The sequence below is a fragment of the Mucilaginibacter sp. SG538B genome (genome assembly GCF_013376065.1).
GTDB lineage: Bacteria > Bacteroidota > Bacteroidia > Sphingobacteriales > Sphingobacteriaceae > Mucilaginibacter > Mucilaginibacter rubeus.
The window spans coordinates 838,364-857,858 of sequence record NZ_JABMJI010000003.1; the positions used below are offsets into that span (position 1 = coordinate 838,364).

Below are 19,495 nucleotides of genomic sequence, written 5' to 3' on the forward strand. Positions count from 1 at the left end.
ATTATATGGCCTTTTCGTACAGATTTTTTATTTGTTAAAAATTGCCTGCTGATGTTGTTCAATAATATAGCTTCTTAAGTTTTAAGAAACACCAGGCTATAATTATTAATGCAGGCTTAAAACGGGAAGCTACCATTGTTCTTTGAGATTACTGCCTGAATTTCGACCTGAATTTAAACTGTTGTTTTAACAATTATTCTATTAACTCATTTCATAACCTAACAAAAAATTATGGCAAGACAGAAAAACTAAAAAGGAAAACGGACCACGATCCAGACGCATTAACTAATGCCAAGTTTTAAATTCTAATCACTCCCAATTATGCAATATTTTTTACCTGATAAAATATCTTTGAGAAGAAAATCCGGGTCAGTAGTTTTATCACTGATCCTGCTGATAGCTATGCAAACAAGCAGCTATGCAGCTATTGCCTTTAATTCTTTCAGCGGAATAAAACTTAACCGATATACCGCCGCTGTACCTATTAAAGGTAAAGTAATTGACAAAACCACCGGCGAAACCATCATCGGCGCATCTGTAAAAATCAAAGGAACCAGCACAGGTGCCGTTACAGACGTAAATGGTAGCTTCACGCTTAATGCCGACCCTAACGCAGTTCTGGTGATTTCCTACATCGGTTATGAACAGGCTGAGTTCCCGTTGAACGGACAAACCTCGGTAACCATCAGGTTACAGGTAAATGCCAAAAACCTGAATGAGGTAATCGTGGTAGGTTACGGTACCCAAAAGAAAACATCTTCAACTGCAGCCGTATCAACCATTCAAACTACCGAAATTGCGAAAAAACCGGTAGTTAACTTAACCAACAGCCTTGTTGGCCGTGCCTCTGGCTTAATCATAACCCAGGGTAGCGGCGAACCAGGTTATGACGGTTCAAACATATTGATCAGGGGCATCGGATCAACCGGCGGCAGTTCTCCCCTGCTTATTGTTGATGGTGTGCCACGCGATTTCAGCCGTCTTGATCCAAACACTATCGAAAACGTATCGGTATTAAAAGATGCTGCTGCTGTTGCTCCATATGGTGTGGCGGGCGCAAATGGCGTAATACTGGTTACTACCAAAAAAGGTAAATCGGGCAAACCTACTTTAACTTATAACGGTTATTATGGCCTCCAGAACCCCACCAAAGTACCAACCTTTGTGGGTTCGTATGAGTATGCATTGCTGCGTAATGAGGCCAATGCCAATGATGCAAAAGATCAAGGTGTTCCTTATGTTCCGTTTGCAACAGATGACGATCTTCAAAAATTCAAAGACCATTCAGATCCTGATGGTCACGCTGATGGTCACCCTTTACAGCAAATTATCCAAAAAAACCGCCCCATAACCTATCATAACGTAACACTATCTGGCGGTACAGAAGATATTAAATATTTTGCTGCTTTAGGTTATACGCACCAGGATGGTATGTGGAGCACAACTTATCTTAACAAGTACAATGGCTCGTTAAACCTAACGGCAAACGCTACTAAAACCACTACAGTATCATTGTCTGTGAACAGCTATGTAGAGGATCAGCATTTCCCATCCCAGAGTGCTGCAACGATTATAGGTCAGGCACAACGCCAGGCACCAACCACACCTATTTACTACAGTAATGGCTTGTGGTCTGGCTATATCGGTCAATCATTAATAGGCGAAATTTATCATAGCGGTTATCAATTTAATGAAAATACGGCCGTATTGTCGCAGTTTACTATTGACCAAAAGCTTCCGATCAAAGGTTTAAGCCTGAAGGGCGTAATTAGTTATGATAATGGGCCTGATCCGTTGTTCACAGGAAATCAAACATCTTTCCAGCGTATTTACGCCACACCGATACCTTTTTACAACGTTGACACAAGCCATATTCCTTACACTTACAATGCAGGTATACAAGGCAATGATAAAGCTACATTTACCGAAAACTACAGCCAAAATCACACATTAACTATACAGGGCTTGTTATCGTATTCAGGTTCATTTGGTAAAAGCGATATCACGGCTTTAGGCGTATTTGAAAGCCGCCGCGTAAAATATCAAATTTTTGGTGCCACTAAATACAATTATAACCTTAATATTGACGAACTGGATTTTGGTGGCCCGGCCGCCGCAGATGCAACTAACTTCGGTCATTCCGAAGGCCAAAAACAAATTGGTTATGTTTATAGGGTGGGATATTCCTATGACAAAAAATACCTGCTTGAAGCGTCAGGAAGATATGACGGAAGCTATTTATTTGCACCCGGCCACAGATATGGCTTTTTCCCTGCTTTTTCTGCCGGTTGGCGCTTGTCTGAAGAAAAATTTATAAAAGACAATATTCTCTGGCTTGACAATTTAAAAATCCGGGCATCTTGGGGAAAATCAGGTGCATATCCAAGGCTCGGTGGCACAATCCAAACATATCAGTATCAAAGCCCCTACACACCTTACGCAAACTCCGCTGTTATCAATGGCAGCGCTACCCAAGGTATCTACGAAACAAGGCAGGGCAATCCTAATATTACCTGGGAAAAAGCAACGAAAACCGACATCGGGTTTGAAGCTACATTATGGAAAGGCCTTTTAAATATTGAGGCAGATTACTTTTATGAAAAAAGGGGCAACATGCTTGTGAGTATCGCAAACACGCTACCTGGAGAATATGGATTAGGCGTGGGCCTTGTAAATGGAGGCATCATGAGCAATCATGGTATCGATCTGACATTGCAAAGTTCCCATAGCTTCTCAAAAGACCTGCGTTTAGATGTTACGGGTACTTTTACATTTGCAAGGAACAAGCTATTACAAACTTTCGAAAACAGCGCAACGGCAAATAATCCTAACAGAAGACAGACGGACAGGCCTTTAAACACGATATTCGGCTACCAGGCATTAGGTTATTTTAAAACAACAGATTTTAACCCAGATGGATCATTGAAAGCTGGTATACCAGTTCCTTCTTTCGGGACGGTTAGAGCAGGTGATATCCAATATGCTGATTTAAGTGGGCCCGATGGAAAACCAGACGGCAAGATAGATGCTAACGATCAAACGGTAATCGGTCATCCAAATACCCCGGAGATCATCTATGGTCTGGAACCGAGGTTAACGTTTAAAAACTTTGATCTTGATGTTTTATTCCAAGGTTCGGGTAATAGTAATATTGTTATCAGCAACTATTTCGCCTTCCCATTCAACGCGTCTGGTTCGGCGTCACAGTTGGTGTATGACAACCATTGGACACCTTCTACCCCAAATGCCTTATATCCGAGGGTTACCGGTACACCGACCTCAAATAATACACAAACCTCGTCCTGGTTTGTCAGGAATGACTCCTACATCAGATTAAAAAGCTTTGAACTCGGTTACACTTTGTCAAACAGGCTACTGAAAAACAAGATTCAATCAATTAGGATCTATCTTGCAGGTCAAAACGTTATTAACTACTTACCGCACGTAAAGGAGATCATTGATCCTGAAAACAGCGGTAGCAATACCAACTACTACCAACAGCGTGTATTTTCATTAGGTTTAAATGTCACCTTTTAACTAAAAATAAGAAAAGCGATGAAACAGAATTTTATAAAATACAGAGAGCTTTTTTTACTTGCTTTGCTTATTATAAGTATCAGTGGTTGTAAAAAGGACAGCTCTTTAGATGTTACGAATAAAGCATCACTATCAGACCAAGCGACATTCAATTCGCAAGGTAACGCAGACCTTTTTGTGAACGATATATACAATCAAATTCCCGATGTCAATAACGACTATCAGCTTACCGAGCAATATGCTGATAATAGTTTTTGCGGAGCGGCCTGGGAAAACGGGCAAGCTACAGTAAGGGTTGGTTCAATTGGACCAAGCAACGTACCTACCGGCCCCGGCAGTATGTGGTCATGGGAAGGGAACTATACCAAAATACGAAAATGCAATGTATTTCTGCAGCAGGCTGCATTAAATAAAGCAAAGTATACCGACGACTGGTATAAGCAACGCGTTGCGGAGGTTACATTTCTAAGAGCTTACTTCTACTCACTGTTGTTCACAGCTTATGGCGGGGTTCCTATTATTACTGTCCCACTTGACAACCGGAATGGAAGCGACATTTTTACCGCCCGTGGCACTATTGATGAGACTGTTGCTTTTATTGAGGCTGATTGCGATGCCGCAGCCGCTGTTTTACCCACAAAAGCAGCACAAACCGGGAGAGCTACCAAAGGCGCCGCATTAACACTTAAGGGCTGGGTAGAGCTTTTTGCAGCCAGTCCGCTGGTAAACACGGCCAATGACGCGGGAAAATGGAGTAAAGCAGCAGCTACCAACAAATCAGTGATGGATATGGGTACTTATAGCCTGTTCAACACTTCGGCTACTTCTTATGCCGATCAGTTTCTATCGGCAAATAACTGGAATGTTGAAACAATATTTGCCCGTGGCTATGCAACAGGTCCCGCCAAAGGCAGCCACCGGGAAGGTTACCTGGGCCCGGTTTATGTAAACGGTGTTCAGCAGTCATGGGGAAACCTTGCTCCAACACAAGGCCTGATTGATGATTACTCGATGGATAATGGCTTGCCTATTACAGATGCGGCTTCAGGATATAACCCTCAAGCTCCTTACACCCATCGTGAGCAACGTTTTTATCAATCTATATTATACGATGGTGCAGCCTGGCAGGGAGATATCATAAAAACGCGGATAGGCGGCAGTAACCAGATAGATCTTGCTTCTGCAAGCGATATCACCAATACCGGTTATTACGCCCGTAAAACGCTTGATGAAAGCATCACCGGGCAAACCAGTATCAACCTGGCGCCAAGCTTTGCCAATTACATTATTTTCCGTTACGCGGAAGTGTTGTTAAGCTATGCCGAAGCGCAAAATGAAGCGGTTGGACCGGATGCGTCGGTTTATGACGCGGTTAATAAGGTGAGGGCGAGATCTGCCTTGCCTGCTGTAAAAGCCGGCTTAACCAAGGATCAAATGCGTGTATATATTCGTCGCGAACGGCGTATTGAGCTCGCATTTGAGGATAAGCGATGGTTTGACATCCGCAGATGGCTGATAACTACCGGCACAAACGGTGTGCTTACCACGCCGGAATATGGCATGAAGATCGAAGCCGGTGGGTCAGGGCTAACGTATACCCCGGTTAAGATATTTACCAATACCTTCTTCGAGCGGCAAAACTGGATGCCAATTCCGCAAGCGGAAATTGACAAGAATAAAAAACTGGTACAAAACCCAGGATACTAAAGATTAATACTTTGATTTTACATAACCCCGGGGCAAATGTCCAGGGGTTATGTATTTAAAAACTACTCTCACCGATTAATATTTTTTAGCTTTAAGCTTTGTGCATTCTGTTTTTAGCTTTTGTATATTAAACGCCTTCTAAAATATTCATGAATAATAAACCTGATAGTCACCGTCCTGCAAAAAATCGCAAAGTTGTAATTGTTGGTTCGATTGTTTTGGTCATAACCGTTTTGGTAGTTTATTCAATATGGCATTTCTCTGAAAACAAACAGGATAATGCCGGTACAGATCTACGTACCGATTACCCCCTGGCAACCCTTCAAAGCATTTCCAGGGGTAAGATATTATCACAACAATACTGCCGCTCGTGCCATATTCTGCCCGAACCAGCCTTGCTTAACAGGTTTAAATGGAAAAATGTATTTCCGCAAATGGGTTTACGTATGGGCATTAAAGCCCACAGAGGTGAATCATATGTAGGGACAATTAAGGGCGACGATTTGATTGTGCCCGACAAGCCCGCATTAAACGAGGAACAATGGCAGGATATTATCGATTATTATATGAACACCGCCCCTATCGTCTTACCTGCACAAAACAGGCCTATGGCTATTAAACGGGAACTCCCCTTTTTTAACATCCAAAAACCACAGCAATCGTTTGACGGCAAACAGGTGCTGGGCTGCTATGTAAAAATTGACAATAGCGTTAAGCCCGCCCGTGTTTTTATTGCCAACGGGCAAACAAAAAAGCTTTATCTTTTATCAGGTCAATTAAATATCATCGATTCGGTATCAACAACCGGCCCTGTGGTTGATATGCTTTTCGACCATGGCAATACCATGGTCTGCACCATAGGCAATGAATTAGGTGCCAACAGTGATAAACTGGGGACTATAACCCCATTAACCATTTCCGCCGAAGGCAAAATGCAATTAGCATCTCAGCCTGTATTCAATAAGCTTGGTCGCCCGGTTCAAATACTGGCGGCCGATTTGAATAACGACAACAAAACCGACTATGTTATTTGTGAATTTGGGAGTATAACGGGCGGGCTTTGCTGGATGGAAAATTTGGGTACCGGCACTTTTACCAAGCATGTAATAAGTAATTTACCCGGAGCCATAAAAGCATATATTGATTATAAGGATAAAAAATTACCCGGCCTGTACGTGCTTTTTGCACAGGGCGAAGAAGGGATTTTCCATTTCGAAAACAAAGGGAGCGGCAAATTTGATTCAAAGGAAATTTTAAGGTTCCCGCCGATCTATGGGTCATCCTACTTTGAAATGGTTGACATGAACCATGACGGGTATAAAGACATAGTTTACACCTGCGGCGATAACGGGAATGCAACGCTGGTATTAAAACCATACCATGGTGTCTACATTTTTTTAAACGATGGAAAAGACGATTACAAACAGCGATATTTTTACCCTATAAACGGCTGCTATAAAGCTATCGCTAAAGATTTTGATGGTGACGGGAATATTGATCTTGCAACGATCAGTCTTTTTACCGATGCAAAGCAGCCTGAAGAAGGCTTTGTATATCTAAAAAACACCGGCAACTTAAACTTTGTCCCATATGCTTTCCCTGCCGATACAAAGTTTGAACGTGCGGTAACTCTTGATGCCGGTGATATAAACGGTGATGGAAAACCCGACCTCCTTATCGGAAATGCTTTTTTTGATTTTGGCCCCTTCAGCTATAATATCAAAGAGCCGCTTTTCTACATTTTGAAAAACGCTTCGAAGTGAAAGCAACAACTAATTTTCAATGCAAATGATCAGGATTATTTGAGGAAACTATAGCTGTTTTTCAAACACCATATATACATCGTTATTACCCACATATATAAAGCCTAACCTTTTACAAATATTTACTGCTTTGATGTTGTCAGCATTCACCTCGGTGCGGCATTTTTCAAATCCCTTCATTGTTAAATCTTTTAATGCAAATTCAACAAGCCTTCGGCCATAACCCATCCGTTTTGTAGAAGGATCAATGATCAGCATGGAGATAAACCCAACTTTATTCTCATAATCATTGGCATAATAAGCCAAAAAACCCTGTAAAGCATCCTGTGCCATAATAGTTATGATACATGCTTTTTCAATTAACTTATCAATATAACCATCCAAATCGCCTACTTCAAACAACCCGCTTTCATCGTTGATCATCAGGTTCATTAAATCATAAATTTTCGACTTTAGGTAAGTTCCCTGTTCAATCATGATTGGTATAAAATTTATTTTACTTAATTAAAATCGGTTATATCAGCCAGGTTGGCGACAAGTAACAGAGCAGATTAATACATATTAACCCTTTATCGAAAATCAAATAATGCCGATATAAAAGTGACTGATATTTAGATTACAGAACCAATTTATAGGTATGTTTTTAAAGAAACAACAAGAGTAAAATAATGGTATTAAATTGTATATGACTGCACATAAGGTTTACACCATTTGTAAACCGTTTTTTTAGAGTTTCCATCGATAGTGGATAAGCCACAACATATTGCCCCTTGTTAGCCAATTTGGTTTTGACTGCCTTAGTTATCAGGATCAAATAGTTAAGAATGTAAATGAAATTGGTGAAAAGGGGCAATCAAAATGGTATTTCAATAGCTTCCATTTGTGCAAATGTAAGCGTTTAATGGATGTAAGTAAACAGTATCGGCTTTTATGACGGGACCTGTAGAAACAAAAAAAGGACCGCAACTTGCGATCCTCTTGCGAAGCGGAGAGAGAGGGATTCGAACCCTCGGTACCGTTTCCAGTACGACAGTTTAGCAAACTGTTCCTTTCGGCCTCTCAGGCATCTCTCCGTTTTGTTTTTTAAACTATATCCCTTTTTTCAGGGACTGCAAATATAGTAATTCAAGTATCCCCGCAAAAAAAAATTACATTTTTTAATAATCTATTCTAACATGATAAATACTCATCAGCATGCGCTTAAAAATAGCCTTGATTGTTTCTATGTCTTTCAAAGTTATATTACTGTCTTTCAACTGGTTTTGATCAAGCTTGTATTTTACAATACGGTCTACCAGTACACTAATGGATTCTTCATCGGGCTCTTTTAATGAGCGCGATGCGGCCTCAACTGAGTCGGCAAGCATTAAAACGGCACCTTCTTTGGTAAAAGGAATGGGGCCGGGATAGCGAAAAATGTTCTCGTTAATGAATTTTTCCGGAAAATTTTTCAATGACGACTGGTAAAAATAATCCACGCGGGTATTACCATGATGGGTACGGATAAAATCAATCACCACCTCGGGCAGGTTGGCCTTGCGTGCCATTTCAATCCCCCTGCTCACGTGACGGATAATGATTTGGGCACTTTCTTCATAAGGCAGCTTATCATGCGGATTAAAGCCCGAGCTTTGGTTCTCGATAAAGAACAAAGGGTTCTCCATTTTTCCTATATCATGATAAAGCGCCCCCGCCCTAACCAGCAGGGCATTGCCGCCAACTGCATAAATAGCATTTTCGGCCAGGTTAGCTACCTGCAGCGAATGCTGAAAGGTGCCCGGAGCGTTAAAAGCCAGTTCGCGCAGCAATGGCGCATTGGTATTGGTTAATTCGATGAGCGTAATTTCGGAAGTGATGGCAAAAACCTTCTCGAACAAATAAATAAGCGGGTAAGCCAGCAGGGTAAGCAGTACGCTAACTACAAAAGGCAAAAAGTCCATCCAGTCGATGTTCAGGAAATCACCCTCACGAATAAAGGTAATCCCCAAAAATGCCACGAAGTAGGTAAAAATGATGATCACTGCCGAGATCAGAAACTGTTCGCGGCGTACCAGGTTTTTAATACTGTAGATGGATACCATACCCGCCGTAATTTCATAATAAGCAAACTCAAAGCTGTTAGGCACAAAAAAACCGGCTATGAGCACCACCAGCAAATGGATATTAAGCGCCAAACGGGTATCAAACAATATCCGGATAATAATAGGTACTATACAATAAGGGATATAGTACAAATTAGTCGGGAACTGGAGTTTTATAGCCAGCGATAAAGTGGCCAGCATGGTAGTAATTACCAGTAATATCAAACTTACCAACCTGTTATCGGCGTAAATATCCTTACGAAAAAGATACAGGAAAATCATGAGCAGCGAGATAGCTATAGCCACCAGGAAAAATTGCCCCAAGAGTACTAAGTTCCTGTCACCGTTAACACGGGCGTTATCCTCAAACGCTTTTTTAAATGATTCCAGTTTTTGATAAACATCATCATTAACTACCGAGCCTTTGTAAACTATCACCTCTCCTTTTTGCACCATTCCGCGTGTTACCGAAAGACCATCTACAACTTCCTTCTCCAGTCTTGAAGTAAGGTTATTATCATAGGCAAGGTTATTTTGGAGGCGGTTGCTGATCAGATCGAGCAGGAAGGCTTTATCTAAATCAGTATGCCTGCTCAATACCTTATCACAATAAGCCTGCGCTTTTTCTTTGGTAAACAGTTCGCTGGTGTTTTTATCAGTGGCCACATTCCTGTCCAGGATCCGTATGGGATAATTTTCGGAGCTTTGCTGATATTTGGCATTGGGTTTAAAAACCCCTGTCTGGTAAATTTCGGTCAATAAATTGGTACCGACAGCAATGTACTTTGGCTTAAGTTTATCATTGATACCGGCATTGTGCCATTTAATTTCCAGGTCGGCTTTAAAACCTTCAATCTGCTGGTTTTGCATTCCTGCGTCCAGCTGGTAAATTGGCGTTATGCTTTCCAGCGCCGATTTTTGATCGGCCATGATTTCCTGCGGTGTTTTTAGTATTGCGAAATTATAGGGCGATACCAGGTCTTTCTGGTTCCAGATCCTCCCCTTTTCGTGCTCGTAGCTAAATTTTGCCTGCTTCGGTAAAAAGTAAACAATAAGTACGATACTAATCAGCATCATCAAAAACTTAACATTACGGGCGTATTTGCGCAGTAAAGCCTTTTGGCGCGAAGTGGATAGTTTTGCCATTTAAATGATTAACCTGCCAAAAATAATATAAGTTTCTGTTATATGCAGTTTTTCTTGCTTTTGTAAAAATAAATTTGATATCTTTATGATATCATTTTAAAATCAAACTAAATCATGAATCCTGAAAAAACCATCAACCCGCCATCCGGCTTTGCTGTGCTTATTGTATTCCTTGCATTACTGGTAATAGCTGCCCTTTGCTTTTGGGCGGGTGAAGAACCTATTGGCGCTATGTTAGCTATCATCGGCTTCGTTTTTCTGCTCCCGGGACTTGTTGTCGTTAATCCTAACGAATCAAAAGTGCTTACCCTTTTCGGCAAGTACCTGGGTACTGTAAAAAAAGATGGCTTTTTTTGGGTGAACCCTTTCACCGTAAAAAGAAAAGTATCATTAAGAGCCTTTAACCTTAACGGCCAGCAACTGAAAGTAAACGATAGCATTGGCAACCCTATTGAAATCGCAGCGGTTATAGTATGGCAGATAAAAGATACCGCCGCTGCCGTATTTGCGGTTGAAAATTACATTCAATATGTAAATATCCAGAGCGAAGCTGCAGTAAGGCACCTGGCCAACTCTTTCCCTTATGATAACCTGGAGGATGAAACTGCAGCCATTACTCTACGCGGTGGCGCCGAACAGGTAAGCTCAATGTTGGAGAAGGAGTTGAACGAAAGGCTTGACCGCGCCGGCATTGAAGTATTAGAAGCCCGCATCTCTCATTTGGCCTACGCTCCTGAAATTGCCCATTCCATGCTGCAGGTACAGCAGGCATCGGCCATAATAGCTGCCCGTAAGCTGATAGTTGAAGGTGCCGTTGGCATGGTTGAAATGGCACTGAACAAGCTATCCGAAAAAAACATAGTTGAACTTGACGAGGAACGCAAGGCGGCCATGGTAAGCAATCTGCTGGTTGTACTTTGCGGTGATAAAGCAGTTAACCCTGTTGTTAATACAGGTACTTTATACCACTAGTACCATGGACCAATTCAGAAGCTTTGACGAACTCCGCGTGTCGGAATTACCAGTACTGAGGCATGGTTTTTGGCGGCCATGGTATGAACTTACCGACGGGCAGTTTAGCTATGGTAAGCTCACCTATACAGGAGCTTTAAAACGCGCTTGCTTACTGGAAACAGCGAATGGAAACTGGATAGTAAAACGCAAGAACTGGTTAGGCCGAAAACTTGTTATTGAGCAGTCCGATGGCATGGAAACAGGTTTGGTGACACCAGACATCTGGAACCGTAAGATAACGCTCAATTTAAACAATGGGCTCATGGCTACTTTTTATAATAAAAAGATCCTTTCACGCAGCTGCACCTGGGTAAACGAGCAATTGGGCGATATCCTGAATGTAGAAACCAAAATGTGGAGCCGGAAAAAGCCATTTATTGTAAAAATGAACCTCGATATGATCAAAAAAGTACCAGAACTACCGCTATTGGCGTTACTGGGCATAAATTTAGTTTTGTTAAAACAGGCCCAGGCAGCGGCCGCAAGTTGATATGGCCGAAAAAAAAGCATTTGTATTACGCATTAACCCCGACATGCTGAAGGAGATTGAGAGCTGGGCTGCCGAAGAATTCAGGAGCACCAACGGCCAGATCGAATACCTCATGCAACAAGCCCTGCATGCGAGGAAAAAAGGAGTTAAAAAGAAAAAGGAAGATAGTGATTAGTGGCAGTAGCAGTTTATAGTAGCAGTAGGTAGCAACTGTTTGCCGTTTATGGTTTGCACCTAGTATAAATTAATGTCCCGCTACAGAAGCCTTAATTTTACGTAATCAAAAAATGCCAACTGCAAACTAAAAACTGTCAACTGATTTAAAACCTGCTACCGCCACTAAAAAACTGCCAACTAATTTTATTATGCATGCATAGTATTTTCTTTCATCCAAATCACTAAATTTGCCCACCAATTTTAATGAGGGACACATGAAAGAAGTTGTAATAGTAGCGGCTACACGCACACCTATAGGTAGTTTTGGAGGCAGCCTGGCTGCTATCGGCGCCACACAGTTAGGCGCGGCAGTCATCAAATCGGCAGTTGAAAAAGCGGGCTTACGGCCCGATCAGGTTCAGGAAATTTATATGGGCAACGTAATGTCGGCCAATGTTGGGCAGGCGCCGGCAACACAGGCAGCTATTTTTGCCGGGCTCCCCTATTTGCCCGCAACTACCGTTAATAAAGTTTGTGCATCGGGTATGAAAGCTATTATGTTAGCCGCCCAAAGCATAGCCATAGGGCAAAACGATATTGTTGTTGCCGGCGGCATGGAAAGCATGAGCAACGTACCCTATTACCTGGATAAGGCCCGCAACGGTTACCGTTTAGGTAACGGGCAAATCATTGACGGTTTGGTAAAAGACGGTCTTTGGGATGTTTACAACGACTATCATATGGGCTCAGCAGCCGAACTTTGCGCTACCGACTGCAACATCAGTCGGGAGGAACAGGATGCATATGCCATCCTATCATACCAGCGTGCCCAAAAAGCACAGGCAGACGGAAAATTTAAAGATGAAATAACTCCTGTTGGCCTTAAAGACAAAAAAGGCGATATCACGATGTTCGCCGAAGATGAGGAACCCAAAACAGTTAAGTTTGACAAGATCCCCTCATTAAAACCCGTATTTAAAAAAGATGGTACGGTTACGGCCGCCAACGCCTCGACCCTTAATGACGGTGCCGCAGCTGTAGTGCTTATGAGCCGCGAAAAAGCGGATGAACTCGGTATAACCCCATTGGCTAAGGTGGTTTCCTACGCCGATGCACAGCAGGCACCCGAATGGTTTACTACCGCACCGTCAAAAGCCATTCCGCTGGCACTGCACAGGGCAGGCCTGCAAAACTCCGATATCGACTTCTTTGAGATCAATGAAGCCTTCTCTGTAGTATCAATAGCCAACAACCAGCTTTTGAACCTCGACCCGGAAAAAGTAAACGTTAACGGCGGTGCTGTTTCATTAGGCCACCCGCTCGGCGCTTCGGGTGCACGAATCATTGTTACCCTTTTACACGTATTAAAGCAAAACAACGGCAAATACGGCGCTGCCGGTATCTGTAACGGTGGTGGCGGTGCCAGCGCAATGGTTATCGAAAATTCACGTTAGTATTTTATAAATAACGTCATTATAAGCAAAATATATTTTAGTGATGTTGCGCGTGGGGCGCGTTAGGGATTGCAGTGAAAAGCCCACAGCGCAGGTTGGGTCGCGGGCATGCAAAGCGAGGACTTGTAACGGAAAGCCCGGGCCTCAGGCAACGCCCATATTTATAAAATAGATTATAAATACAATACTAACCAACAGCTTACTATTACGTCATTATAAGAAACGAAACAATCTCATTCTATATAAAGAAACTTGCAAAGCCATCTCGCAAAGACATAAAAAATAAGCTCAACTAATTAAATTAAAATAGTGACAAAAAAAACCCTTCTTACTATCTTCTCCATACTGCTTTGCATGCAAACTTTTGCGCAATACCATGACGAAGGTACAAGGCTCAAAAAACTTAACGAATACCAGGATAGTCTCACTCGCCTTGGCAAAAAAATTGTAAATGATGAGAACGACATGGAGCGTAAAAATGCCAATTATCAGTTCATTAAAACACTGGTACAAGCGCTGAAGGTCAATAACTCATTCCTGTTCCCTTTTGATTCGGTTAAAAGCATCAGCATTGTAAACTCACCCGATAACCGTTTTCGCATCCTGAGCTGGCATGTTACAAACCTCGATGGCAGTTATCGCTTTTATGGAACTGTTCAAATAAATACCGGCGGCCCGCTCAAAATGTACCCGCTCGAAGATTATTCGCCTTTATTGAAGAACCCAGAGGATTCGGTAACCGATAGCCATAAATGGTATGGTGCCCAATACTATAAGATAATGTCGGTGTACGGCCCCAAACCATATTATGTATTATTAGGGTGGAAAGGTAATACCGTTAAATCCACAAAAAAAGTGATCGATGCAATTTCATTTAACAATGGTGTGCCGCAGTTTGGCATGCCCGTGTTTAACGGCAATGGCAAAACCCGCAGCCGTGTTATATTTGAGTACGCCCGGCAGGTATCGATGCTATTGAGATTTGTGCCAGAGAAAAATATTATTGTTTTTGACCATCTTTCGGCGCCAGATGGCCGGAGTAAAGACAAACCTGAAACCTTTGGCCCCGATTTGAGTTACGATGGCTACCAATTAAAAGATGGCCGTTGGACTTATATAGAAAACCTTGACATGCGCAACATTGCCGACGGCAATTCGGCCACCGATAACGAATATATTGATCCCAAAAAGCAAGCCGCAAAAGACCGCGCCCTTTTACCGGTAAAACATTAAGAAATTAAACAACAGCAATAGCCCCAAAATCAACACTTTTATTGTTTAAATTGTAACACTTTCGGTATTAAATTTCGGATTGGAAGATTTATATTACCTTTAGCAAATTTTAAGTTAACTGATGCAAGAAAAAACTGCTCCACTAAAATCAAAATTCCCCAAGAGCGTCCCTTACATTATTGGCAATGAAGCCGCTGAACGTTTTAGCTTTTATGGCATGCGTTCCATACTTACCCTTTTTTTGGTAAAACAATTCTTTAACCCTGCAGGTAATCCCGCGTTAGCCCAACAGGCTGATGCCCATGCCAATAAGCTGAACCATTTATTTGTTATGGTGGCTTACGCTTTACCATTTGTAGGCGGCATGGTGGCCGACTGGTTTACCGGCAAATACAAGCTCATCCTTTATATTTCTGTAGTATATTGCTTTGGACACCTGTTGCTGGCGATGTTTGATACAAGCCTTAGTGGCTTTGAGATAGGTATGCTTGTTGTCGCCATCGGTGCGGGTGGTATCAAATCGTGCGTTTCGGCCAACGTAGGCGACCAGTTTGATGCCAGCAACCAGGATTTGCTCTCAAAAGTTTACGGTTGGTTTTACTTTAGCATCAATGCAGGCTCTATGTTATCAACGATTGCTATCCCTACCATTTACAAATATTACGGCCCTAAATGGGCTTTTGGTGTTCCCGGCATATTAATGGGTTTGGCAACTGTGATATTTTTTATGGGCCGCAAAAAATATGTAAAAGTGCCTCCGCAGGGCGTAAACCGAAATAACCTGGTGTTTATTACCTGGTATGCACTTACCCATTTAAGTAAAAAGAAACCAGGGCAATCATTACTTGATATTGCCAAAGAAAGTTATGACCCGGAACGCGTTGAAGGAGTTAAAGCGGTATACCGCGTAATTTCTGTATTCTTTTTTGCGCTGGCGTTTTGGGCTGTTTGGGACCAATGCCTTTCAGAATGGACGCTGTATGCTGCAAAAATGGATCGAAACATCAATCTTGGTTTTACCTCATTCCAGATAGAACCGGGTTCAATGTCTACATTTAATACCATTTTCCTCCTGTTATTCATCCCGCTTTTTAACTATGTGATTTATCCAAATTTAGATAAGATCGGGTTGAAAACAACACCTTTGCGCAGGCTCGGAGCGGGCTTGATTTTGACGGCGTTATCGTTTGTAGTTATCGGTTTTACACATGTAAGTATTGATCATGGTGGCTCTCCGTCAATGTGGTGGCAAGTGCTGGCCTTTTTAATATTATCAGCTGCGGAAGTATTGGTGTCAATTACCGGTTTGGAATATGCTTATACCCATTCTCCAAAATCAATGAAAAGTACTATGTCAGGAATTTGGTTCCTGGTTGTTTCGTTTGGAAACCTGATCACCGCCCTTGTAAATGGTCTTATTGAAGACGGGGGCTGGTGGGCTGAAAATCTTAAGGGTGCCAATTACGAATGGTTTTTTGTGGCTTTCATCAGTGTATTCATCATCATATACCTGATCGTTTCTCCACGCCTTAAAGAAAGAAATTACATTACCGACCCTTACGTGGAAAACCAGGTTATTGCCGACACTCATAACCTGTAAAATATTACCCAAAATTGCAGGATTGCGCAAGCTTTCCTGTTTTTTTGTTTTGATGCTCTGTAAATTGATTATTTTCGCACCTTAAACGTTTACATCATTTTTCAAAATACGATTCAGTGCCCGATAGCATAGTAATTATACCCACGTATAACGAGAAGGAAAATATCGAGCGGATGATCCGCAAGGTATTTTCCTTGCCTCATGATTTTCATATCCTGATCATTGACGACGGATCACCCGACGGTACGCCGCAGATAGTAAAAAGTTTGCAAGCTGAATATGACGGTCGGCTTTTTATGGAAGAACGAGCCGGTAAACAGGGATTGGGCACTGCCTATATACATGGTTTTAAATGGTGTATAGCCCGCCATTACGACTATATTTTTGAGATGGATGCCGACTTTTCGCACAATCCGGATGACCTGTTGAAACTAAGGCAAGCCTGTATTGATGGTGCCGACGCGGCAATAGGCTCCCGTTATGTAACTGGCGTAAACGTGGTAAACTGGCCCATGAGCCGGGTGTTGATGAGCTATTTTGCATCAGTATATGTACGTTTTATAACCGGCATGAAAGTGCAAGACGCCACCGCGGGTTTTATGTGCTACAAACGCAGGGTGCTTGAAACCGTTAAGCTGGATAAAATCAAGTTTGTTGGTTACGCTTTCCAGATCGAGATGAAATATACTACCATTAAACATGGCTTTAAGCTGGTAGAAGTCCCGATTATATTTACCGACCGCACTGCCGGTACCTCCAAAATGTCGACGCGTATTTTCCGGGAAGCATTTTTAGGCGTGATCCAGATGAAGATCAACAGCATTTTCAGGAAGTACCCGGAGGGGTGATTTTTTAAAGGTGAAAGGATAAAGGCGAAAGGTTAAAGGTTACATTACAAAACTTTAACTTTTTGTCTTTAAAGCAAATTAATCTATCCACTGAAAGAAAAAACCTTTTGCCTTTTAGCTTTAACCTTTCGCCCCCTCAAAAGAAACAAACCTTTTACCTTTAACCTTTCACCTTTGGCCTAAAAAATTACTAATTTCGTTGGCAATGAATGAGCATCTTGACCCTGAACGCGAACGTCTCAGTCCGGCCGAACGTGATATTGAAAAAGTATTGCGCCCGCAGCAATTTGAAGACTTTACCGGTCAGCATAAAATATTAGCTAATTTAAAGATCTTTGTACAGGCGGCCCGCCAGCGCGGAGAGGCGCTTGATCATGTATTGCTGCATGGCCCTCCGGGTTTAGGCAAAACCACCCTTTCACACATTATCGCCAATGAAATGGGTGTAGGCATTAAGATCACCTCAGGCCCTGTTTTAGATAAACCCGGGGATTTGGCGGGTTTGCTTACCAATCTTGAAACCGGGGATATTCTTTTTATTGATGAAATTCACCGCTTAAGTCCGCTGGTTGAAGAATACCTTTACTCGGCCATGGAGGATTTTAAGATAGATATTATGCTGGAGAGCGGCCCCAATGCCCGTTCGGTACAAATTTCGCTTAATCCGTTCACCCTGGTAGGCGCAACTACCCGTTCCGGCTTGCTTACTGCGCCTCTAAGGGCCAGGTTTGGTATCAACTCGCGCCTGGAATATTATGATGCCAAACTGCTTACCACCATTGTACTACGTTCGGCATCGATACTAAAAACACCTATTACTGATGAAGGTGCTTATGAAATCGCCCGCCGCAGCCGTGGTACCCCCCGTATTGCCAATGCATTACTTCGCCGCACACGTGATTTCGCCCAAATCAAAGGAAATGGCAAGATTGATACGGAGATTGCCCAGTATGCATTGAACGCTTTAAATGTAGATAGTCACGGACTGGACGAAATGGACAACAAGATCCTGCTTACCATTATTGATAAGTTTAAAGGCGGTCCTGTAGGTTTAAAAACCGTTGCAACAGCAGTTGGTGAAGACGAGGGCACAATTGAAGAAGTTTACGAACCGTTTTTAATACAGGAAGGCTTTTTAATGCGTACAGCCCGCGGCCGTGAAGCTACTGAAGCTGCCTACAAACATTTAGGAAAGATAAAGCTGGGAGGAAATCCATCCTTATTTTGAGATAAACGTATACATCGCCACCAATCATGAAAACCAAATTAAAACTACTGCTCACTACAACTACGCTCTTTTTAAGCTGCATAACTATCGCATCGGCACAAACAACACCACCGCCGCCGGGTACAGCACCAGCCCCTTCGGTTACGGCACCTACCGATTCAGTTAACAAGGCAAAAAAAGACACCATACCGGTGATACACAAGCCCGTACCGACGCTAAAAGTAGGTATTATGGGCTTAAACCATGACCATATCCACCTCATATTAAGTGAGTACCGAAAAGGAAACGTAAATATTGTAGGCATTGCCGAACCTGATAAAAAGCTTTGGGAAAAATTTGGCAAAGCATATAACCTGCCCGATTCCCTGTTTTTTGATGACCTAAGGAAAATGTGCACCTCCCGTAAGCCTGCTATTGTGTTGGGTTACAACGCTGTTGGCAAACATGTGGATATTGTGGAGACCTGCGCACCCTTAGGTATTTCTGTAATGGTTGAAAAACCGTTGGCCGCCACCCTTGAGCAAGCTAAACGTATGGAGTTTCTGGCCCTTAAATACTACGTCAAAGTATTAACAAATTATGAAACTACCTGGTACCCATCCTTTCAGGATGTTTATAATACCGTTAAGCAGGACAGCATAGGTTTGATCCGTAAAATGGTGGTGCATGACGGGCACCAGGGGCCACGCGAAATTGGCTGCAGCGAAGACTTTTTGAGCTGGTTAACAGATCCCGTATTAAATGGTGCAGGCGCCCTGAATGATTTTGGCTGCTATGGCGCTGATTTGATGACCTGGCTAATGAAGGGCCAGCGCCCGATAGCAGTAACCGCTATCGCAAGGCATTATAAACCAACCGTATATCCGAAGGTTGAGGATGATGCCACCATATTGGTTGAATACGCCAATGCCACCGGGCAGATTGAAGCCTCCTGGAACTGGCCTTTCAGTATCAAGGATATGGAGATTTTCGGTGCTAAGGGTTATATCCATGCCTTCGATAAGGATAGTGTTGAAATAAAAGTTAATAACCGTGTAAGAGGTTATAAAGCTGCCCCACTGGTAGCACCAGCTGATGCGCCGGTAGCCTATTTTACTTCGGCCCTCGCAAATCCGCTCAGGCACCCGGATGACCGTTCATCATTAAAATACAATATGATTGTTATGCAAATCCTGGATGCCGCCAAGCGGTCAATAAAAGAAGGAAAGCGTATAGTTTTATAACAAACACAACAGGGC

The 19,495-nt window shown here is 42.5% G+C and carries 14 protein-coding genes and 1 tRNA gene; 12 read left to right on the top strand and 3 right to left on the bottom strand.

The window, feature by feature from the left end; all coding sequences use genetic code 11:
* The first annotated feature begins 351 nt into the window (after positions 1–351).
* The 3 genes from FHW88_RS19505 (at position 352) to FHW88_RS19515 (ending at position 7,007) form a co-directional block, all read left to right on the top strand.
* Entirely contained in the window at positions 352–3,537 is a 3,186-nt protein-coding gene (locus FHW88_RS19505) for a SusC/RagA family TonB-linked outer membrane protein (RefSeq protein WP_218117239.1), read from the top strand.
* Positions 3,538–3,555: 18 nt separating this feature from the next.
* A complete protein-coding gene (locus FHW88_RS19510) occupies positions 3,556–5,244 on the top strand; it encodes a RagB/SusD family nutrient uptake outer membrane protein (RefSeq protein WP_176627584.1) in 1,689 nt (562 codons plus the stop codon).
* Between the two features lie 149 nt (positions 5,245–5,393).
* Entirely contained in the window at positions 5,394–7,007 is a 1,614-nt protein-coding gene (locus tag FHW88_RS19515) for an FG-GAP repeat domain-containing protein (RefSeq protein WP_176627585.1), read from the top strand.
* Positions 7,008–7,055: 48 nt separating this feature from the next.
* Here the strand turns inward: FHW88_RS19515 and FHW88_RS19520 are convergent, their stop codons facing one another.
* From FHW88_RS19520 to FHW88_RS19530, 3 genes are all read right to left on the bottom strand, one after another.
* On the bottom strand, positions 7,056–7,484 hold the full coding sequence (locus FHW88_RS19520) for a GNAT family N-acetyltransferase (protein ID WP_176627586.1): 429 nt from the start codon (positions 7,482–7,484) through the stop codon (positions 7,056–7,058).
* 509 nt (positions 7,485–7,993) lie between these two features.
* A tRNA-Ser gene (locus FHW88_RS19525) sits at positions 7,994–8,080 on the bottom strand.
* Between the two features lie 84 nt (positions 8,081–8,164).
* Positions 8,165–10,234, bottom strand: a complete 2,070-nt coding sequence (locus FHW88_RS19530; protein WP_176627587.1) for an HD family phosphohydrolase — start codon at positions 10,232–10,234, stop codon at positions 8,165–8,167.
* 114 nt (positions 10,235–10,348) lie between these two features.
* Here FHW88_RS19530 and FHW88_RS19535 point away from each other — a divergent pair, with 114 nt between their 5' ends.
* The 9 genes from FHW88_RS19535 to FHW88_RS19575 all read left to right on the top strand — a co-directional run bounded on the left by FHW88_RS19535 (position 10,349) and on the right by FHW88_RS19575 (position 19,480).
* A complete protein-coding gene (locus FHW88_RS19535; RefSeq protein WP_090526686.1) occupies positions 10,349–11,206 on the top strand; it encodes an SPFH domain-containing protein in 858 nt (285 codons plus the stop codon).
* Between the two features lie 4 nt (positions 11,207–11,210).
* Positions 11,211–11,738, top strand: coding sequence for a hypothetical protein (locus FHW88_RS19540; protein WP_176627588.1), 528 nt, complete (start codon positions 11,211–11,213; stop codon positions 11,736–11,738).
* Position 11,739: 1 nt separating this feature from the next.
* A complete protein-coding gene (locus tag FHW88_RS19545) occupies positions 11,740–11,913 on the top strand; it encodes a ribbon-helix-helix domain-containing protein (RefSeq protein ID WP_176627589.1) in 174 nt (57 codons plus the stop codon).
* Between the two features lie 256 nt (positions 11,914–12,169).
* Positions 12,170–13,348: an acetyl-CoA C-acyltransferase gene (locus tag FHW88_RS19550; protein ID WP_176627590.1), complete on the top strand. Its 1,179-nt coding sequence runs from the start codon at positions 12,170–12,172 to the stop codon at positions 13,346–13,348.
* A gap of 309 nt (positions 13,349–13,657) precedes the next feature.
* Positions 13,658–14,581, top strand: coding sequence for a hypothetical protein (locus FHW88_RS19555; protein WP_139159962.1), 924 nt, complete (start codon positions 13,658–13,660; stop codon positions 14,579–14,581).
* Between the two features lie 121 nt (positions 14,582–14,702).
* The gene (locus tag FHW88_RS19560) at positions 14,703–16,181 is read left to right on the top strand and encodes an MFS transporter (protein WP_176627591.1); all 1,479 of its coding nucleotides are present in this window, start codon (positions 14,703–14,705) and stop codon (positions 16,179–16,181) included.
* Between the two features lie 116 nt (positions 16,182–16,297).
* Complete coding sequence (locus FHW88_RS19565) at positions 16,298–17,029, top strand: polyprenol monophosphomannose synthase (protein WP_090526674.1); 732 nt, start codon at positions 16,298–16,300, stop codon at positions 17,027–17,029.
* Positions 17,030–17,234: 205 nt separating this feature from the next.
* A complete protein-coding gene (ruvB, locus tag FHW88_RS19570; protein WP_090526672.1) occupies positions 17,235–18,257 on the top strand; it encodes a Holliday junction branch migration DNA helicase RuvB in 1,023 nt (340 codons plus the stop codon).
* Positions 18,258–18,283: 26 nt separating this feature from the next.
* Positions 18,284–19,480 carry a Gfo/Idh/MocA family protein gene (locus FHW88_RS19575; RefSeq protein ID WP_176627592.1) on the top strand — a complete coding sequence of 399 codons (1,197 nt, stop codon included), beginning with the start codon at positions 18,284–18,286 and terminating at the stop codon, positions 19,478–19,480.
* Positions 19,481–19,495 lie beyond the last annotated feature (15 nt).

What these genes read in the sequence shown, in the direction of transcription:
- FHW88_RS19510 (WP_176627584.1), top strand. Translation starts at nt 3,556, where the DNA reads ATGAAACAGAATTTTATAAAATACAGAGAGCTTTTTTTACTTGCTTTG.
- FHW88_RS19515 (WP_176627585.1), top strand. Translation starts at nt 5,394, where the DNA reads ATGAATAATAAACCTGATAGTCACCGTCCTGCAAAAAATCGCAAAGTT.
- FHW88_RS19520 (WP_176627586.1), bottom strand. Translation starts at nt 7,484, where the DNA reads ATGATTGAACAGGGAACTTACCTAAAGTCGAAAATTTATGATTTAATG.
- FHW88_RS19530 (WP_176627587.1), bottom strand. Translation starts at nt 10,234, where the DNA reads ATGGCAAAACTATCCACTTCGCGCCAAAAGGCTTTACTGCGCAAATAC.
- FHW88_RS19535 (WP_090526686.1), top strand. Translation starts at nt 10,349, where the DNA reads ATGAATCCTGAAAAAACCATCAACCCGCCATCCGGCTTTGCTGTGCTT.
- FHW88_RS19540 (WP_176627588.1), top strand. Translation starts at nt 11,211, where the DNA reads ATGGACCAATTCAGAAGCTTTGACGAACTCCGCGTGTCGGAATTACCA.
- FHW88_RS19545 (WP_176627589.1), top strand. Translation starts at nt 11,740, where the DNA reads ATGGCCGAAAAAAAAGCATTTGTATTACGCATTAACCCCGACATGCTG.
- FHW88_RS19550 (WP_176627590.1), top strand. Translation starts at nt 12,170, where the DNA reads ATGAAAGAAGTTGTAATAGTAGCGGCTACACGCACACCTATAGGTAGT.
- FHW88_RS19560 (WP_176627591.1), top strand. Translation starts at nt 14,703, where the DNA reads ATGCAAGAAAAAACTGCTCCACTAAAATCAAAATTCCCCAAGAGCGTC.
- ruvB (WP_090526672.1), top strand. Translation starts at nt 17,235, where the DNA reads ATGAATGAGCATCTTGACCCTGAACGCGAACGTCTCAGTCCGGCCGAA.
- FHW88_RS19575 (WP_176627592.1), top strand. Translation starts at nt 18,284, where the DNA reads ATGAAAACCAAATTAAAACTACTGCTCACTACAACTACGCTCTTTTTA.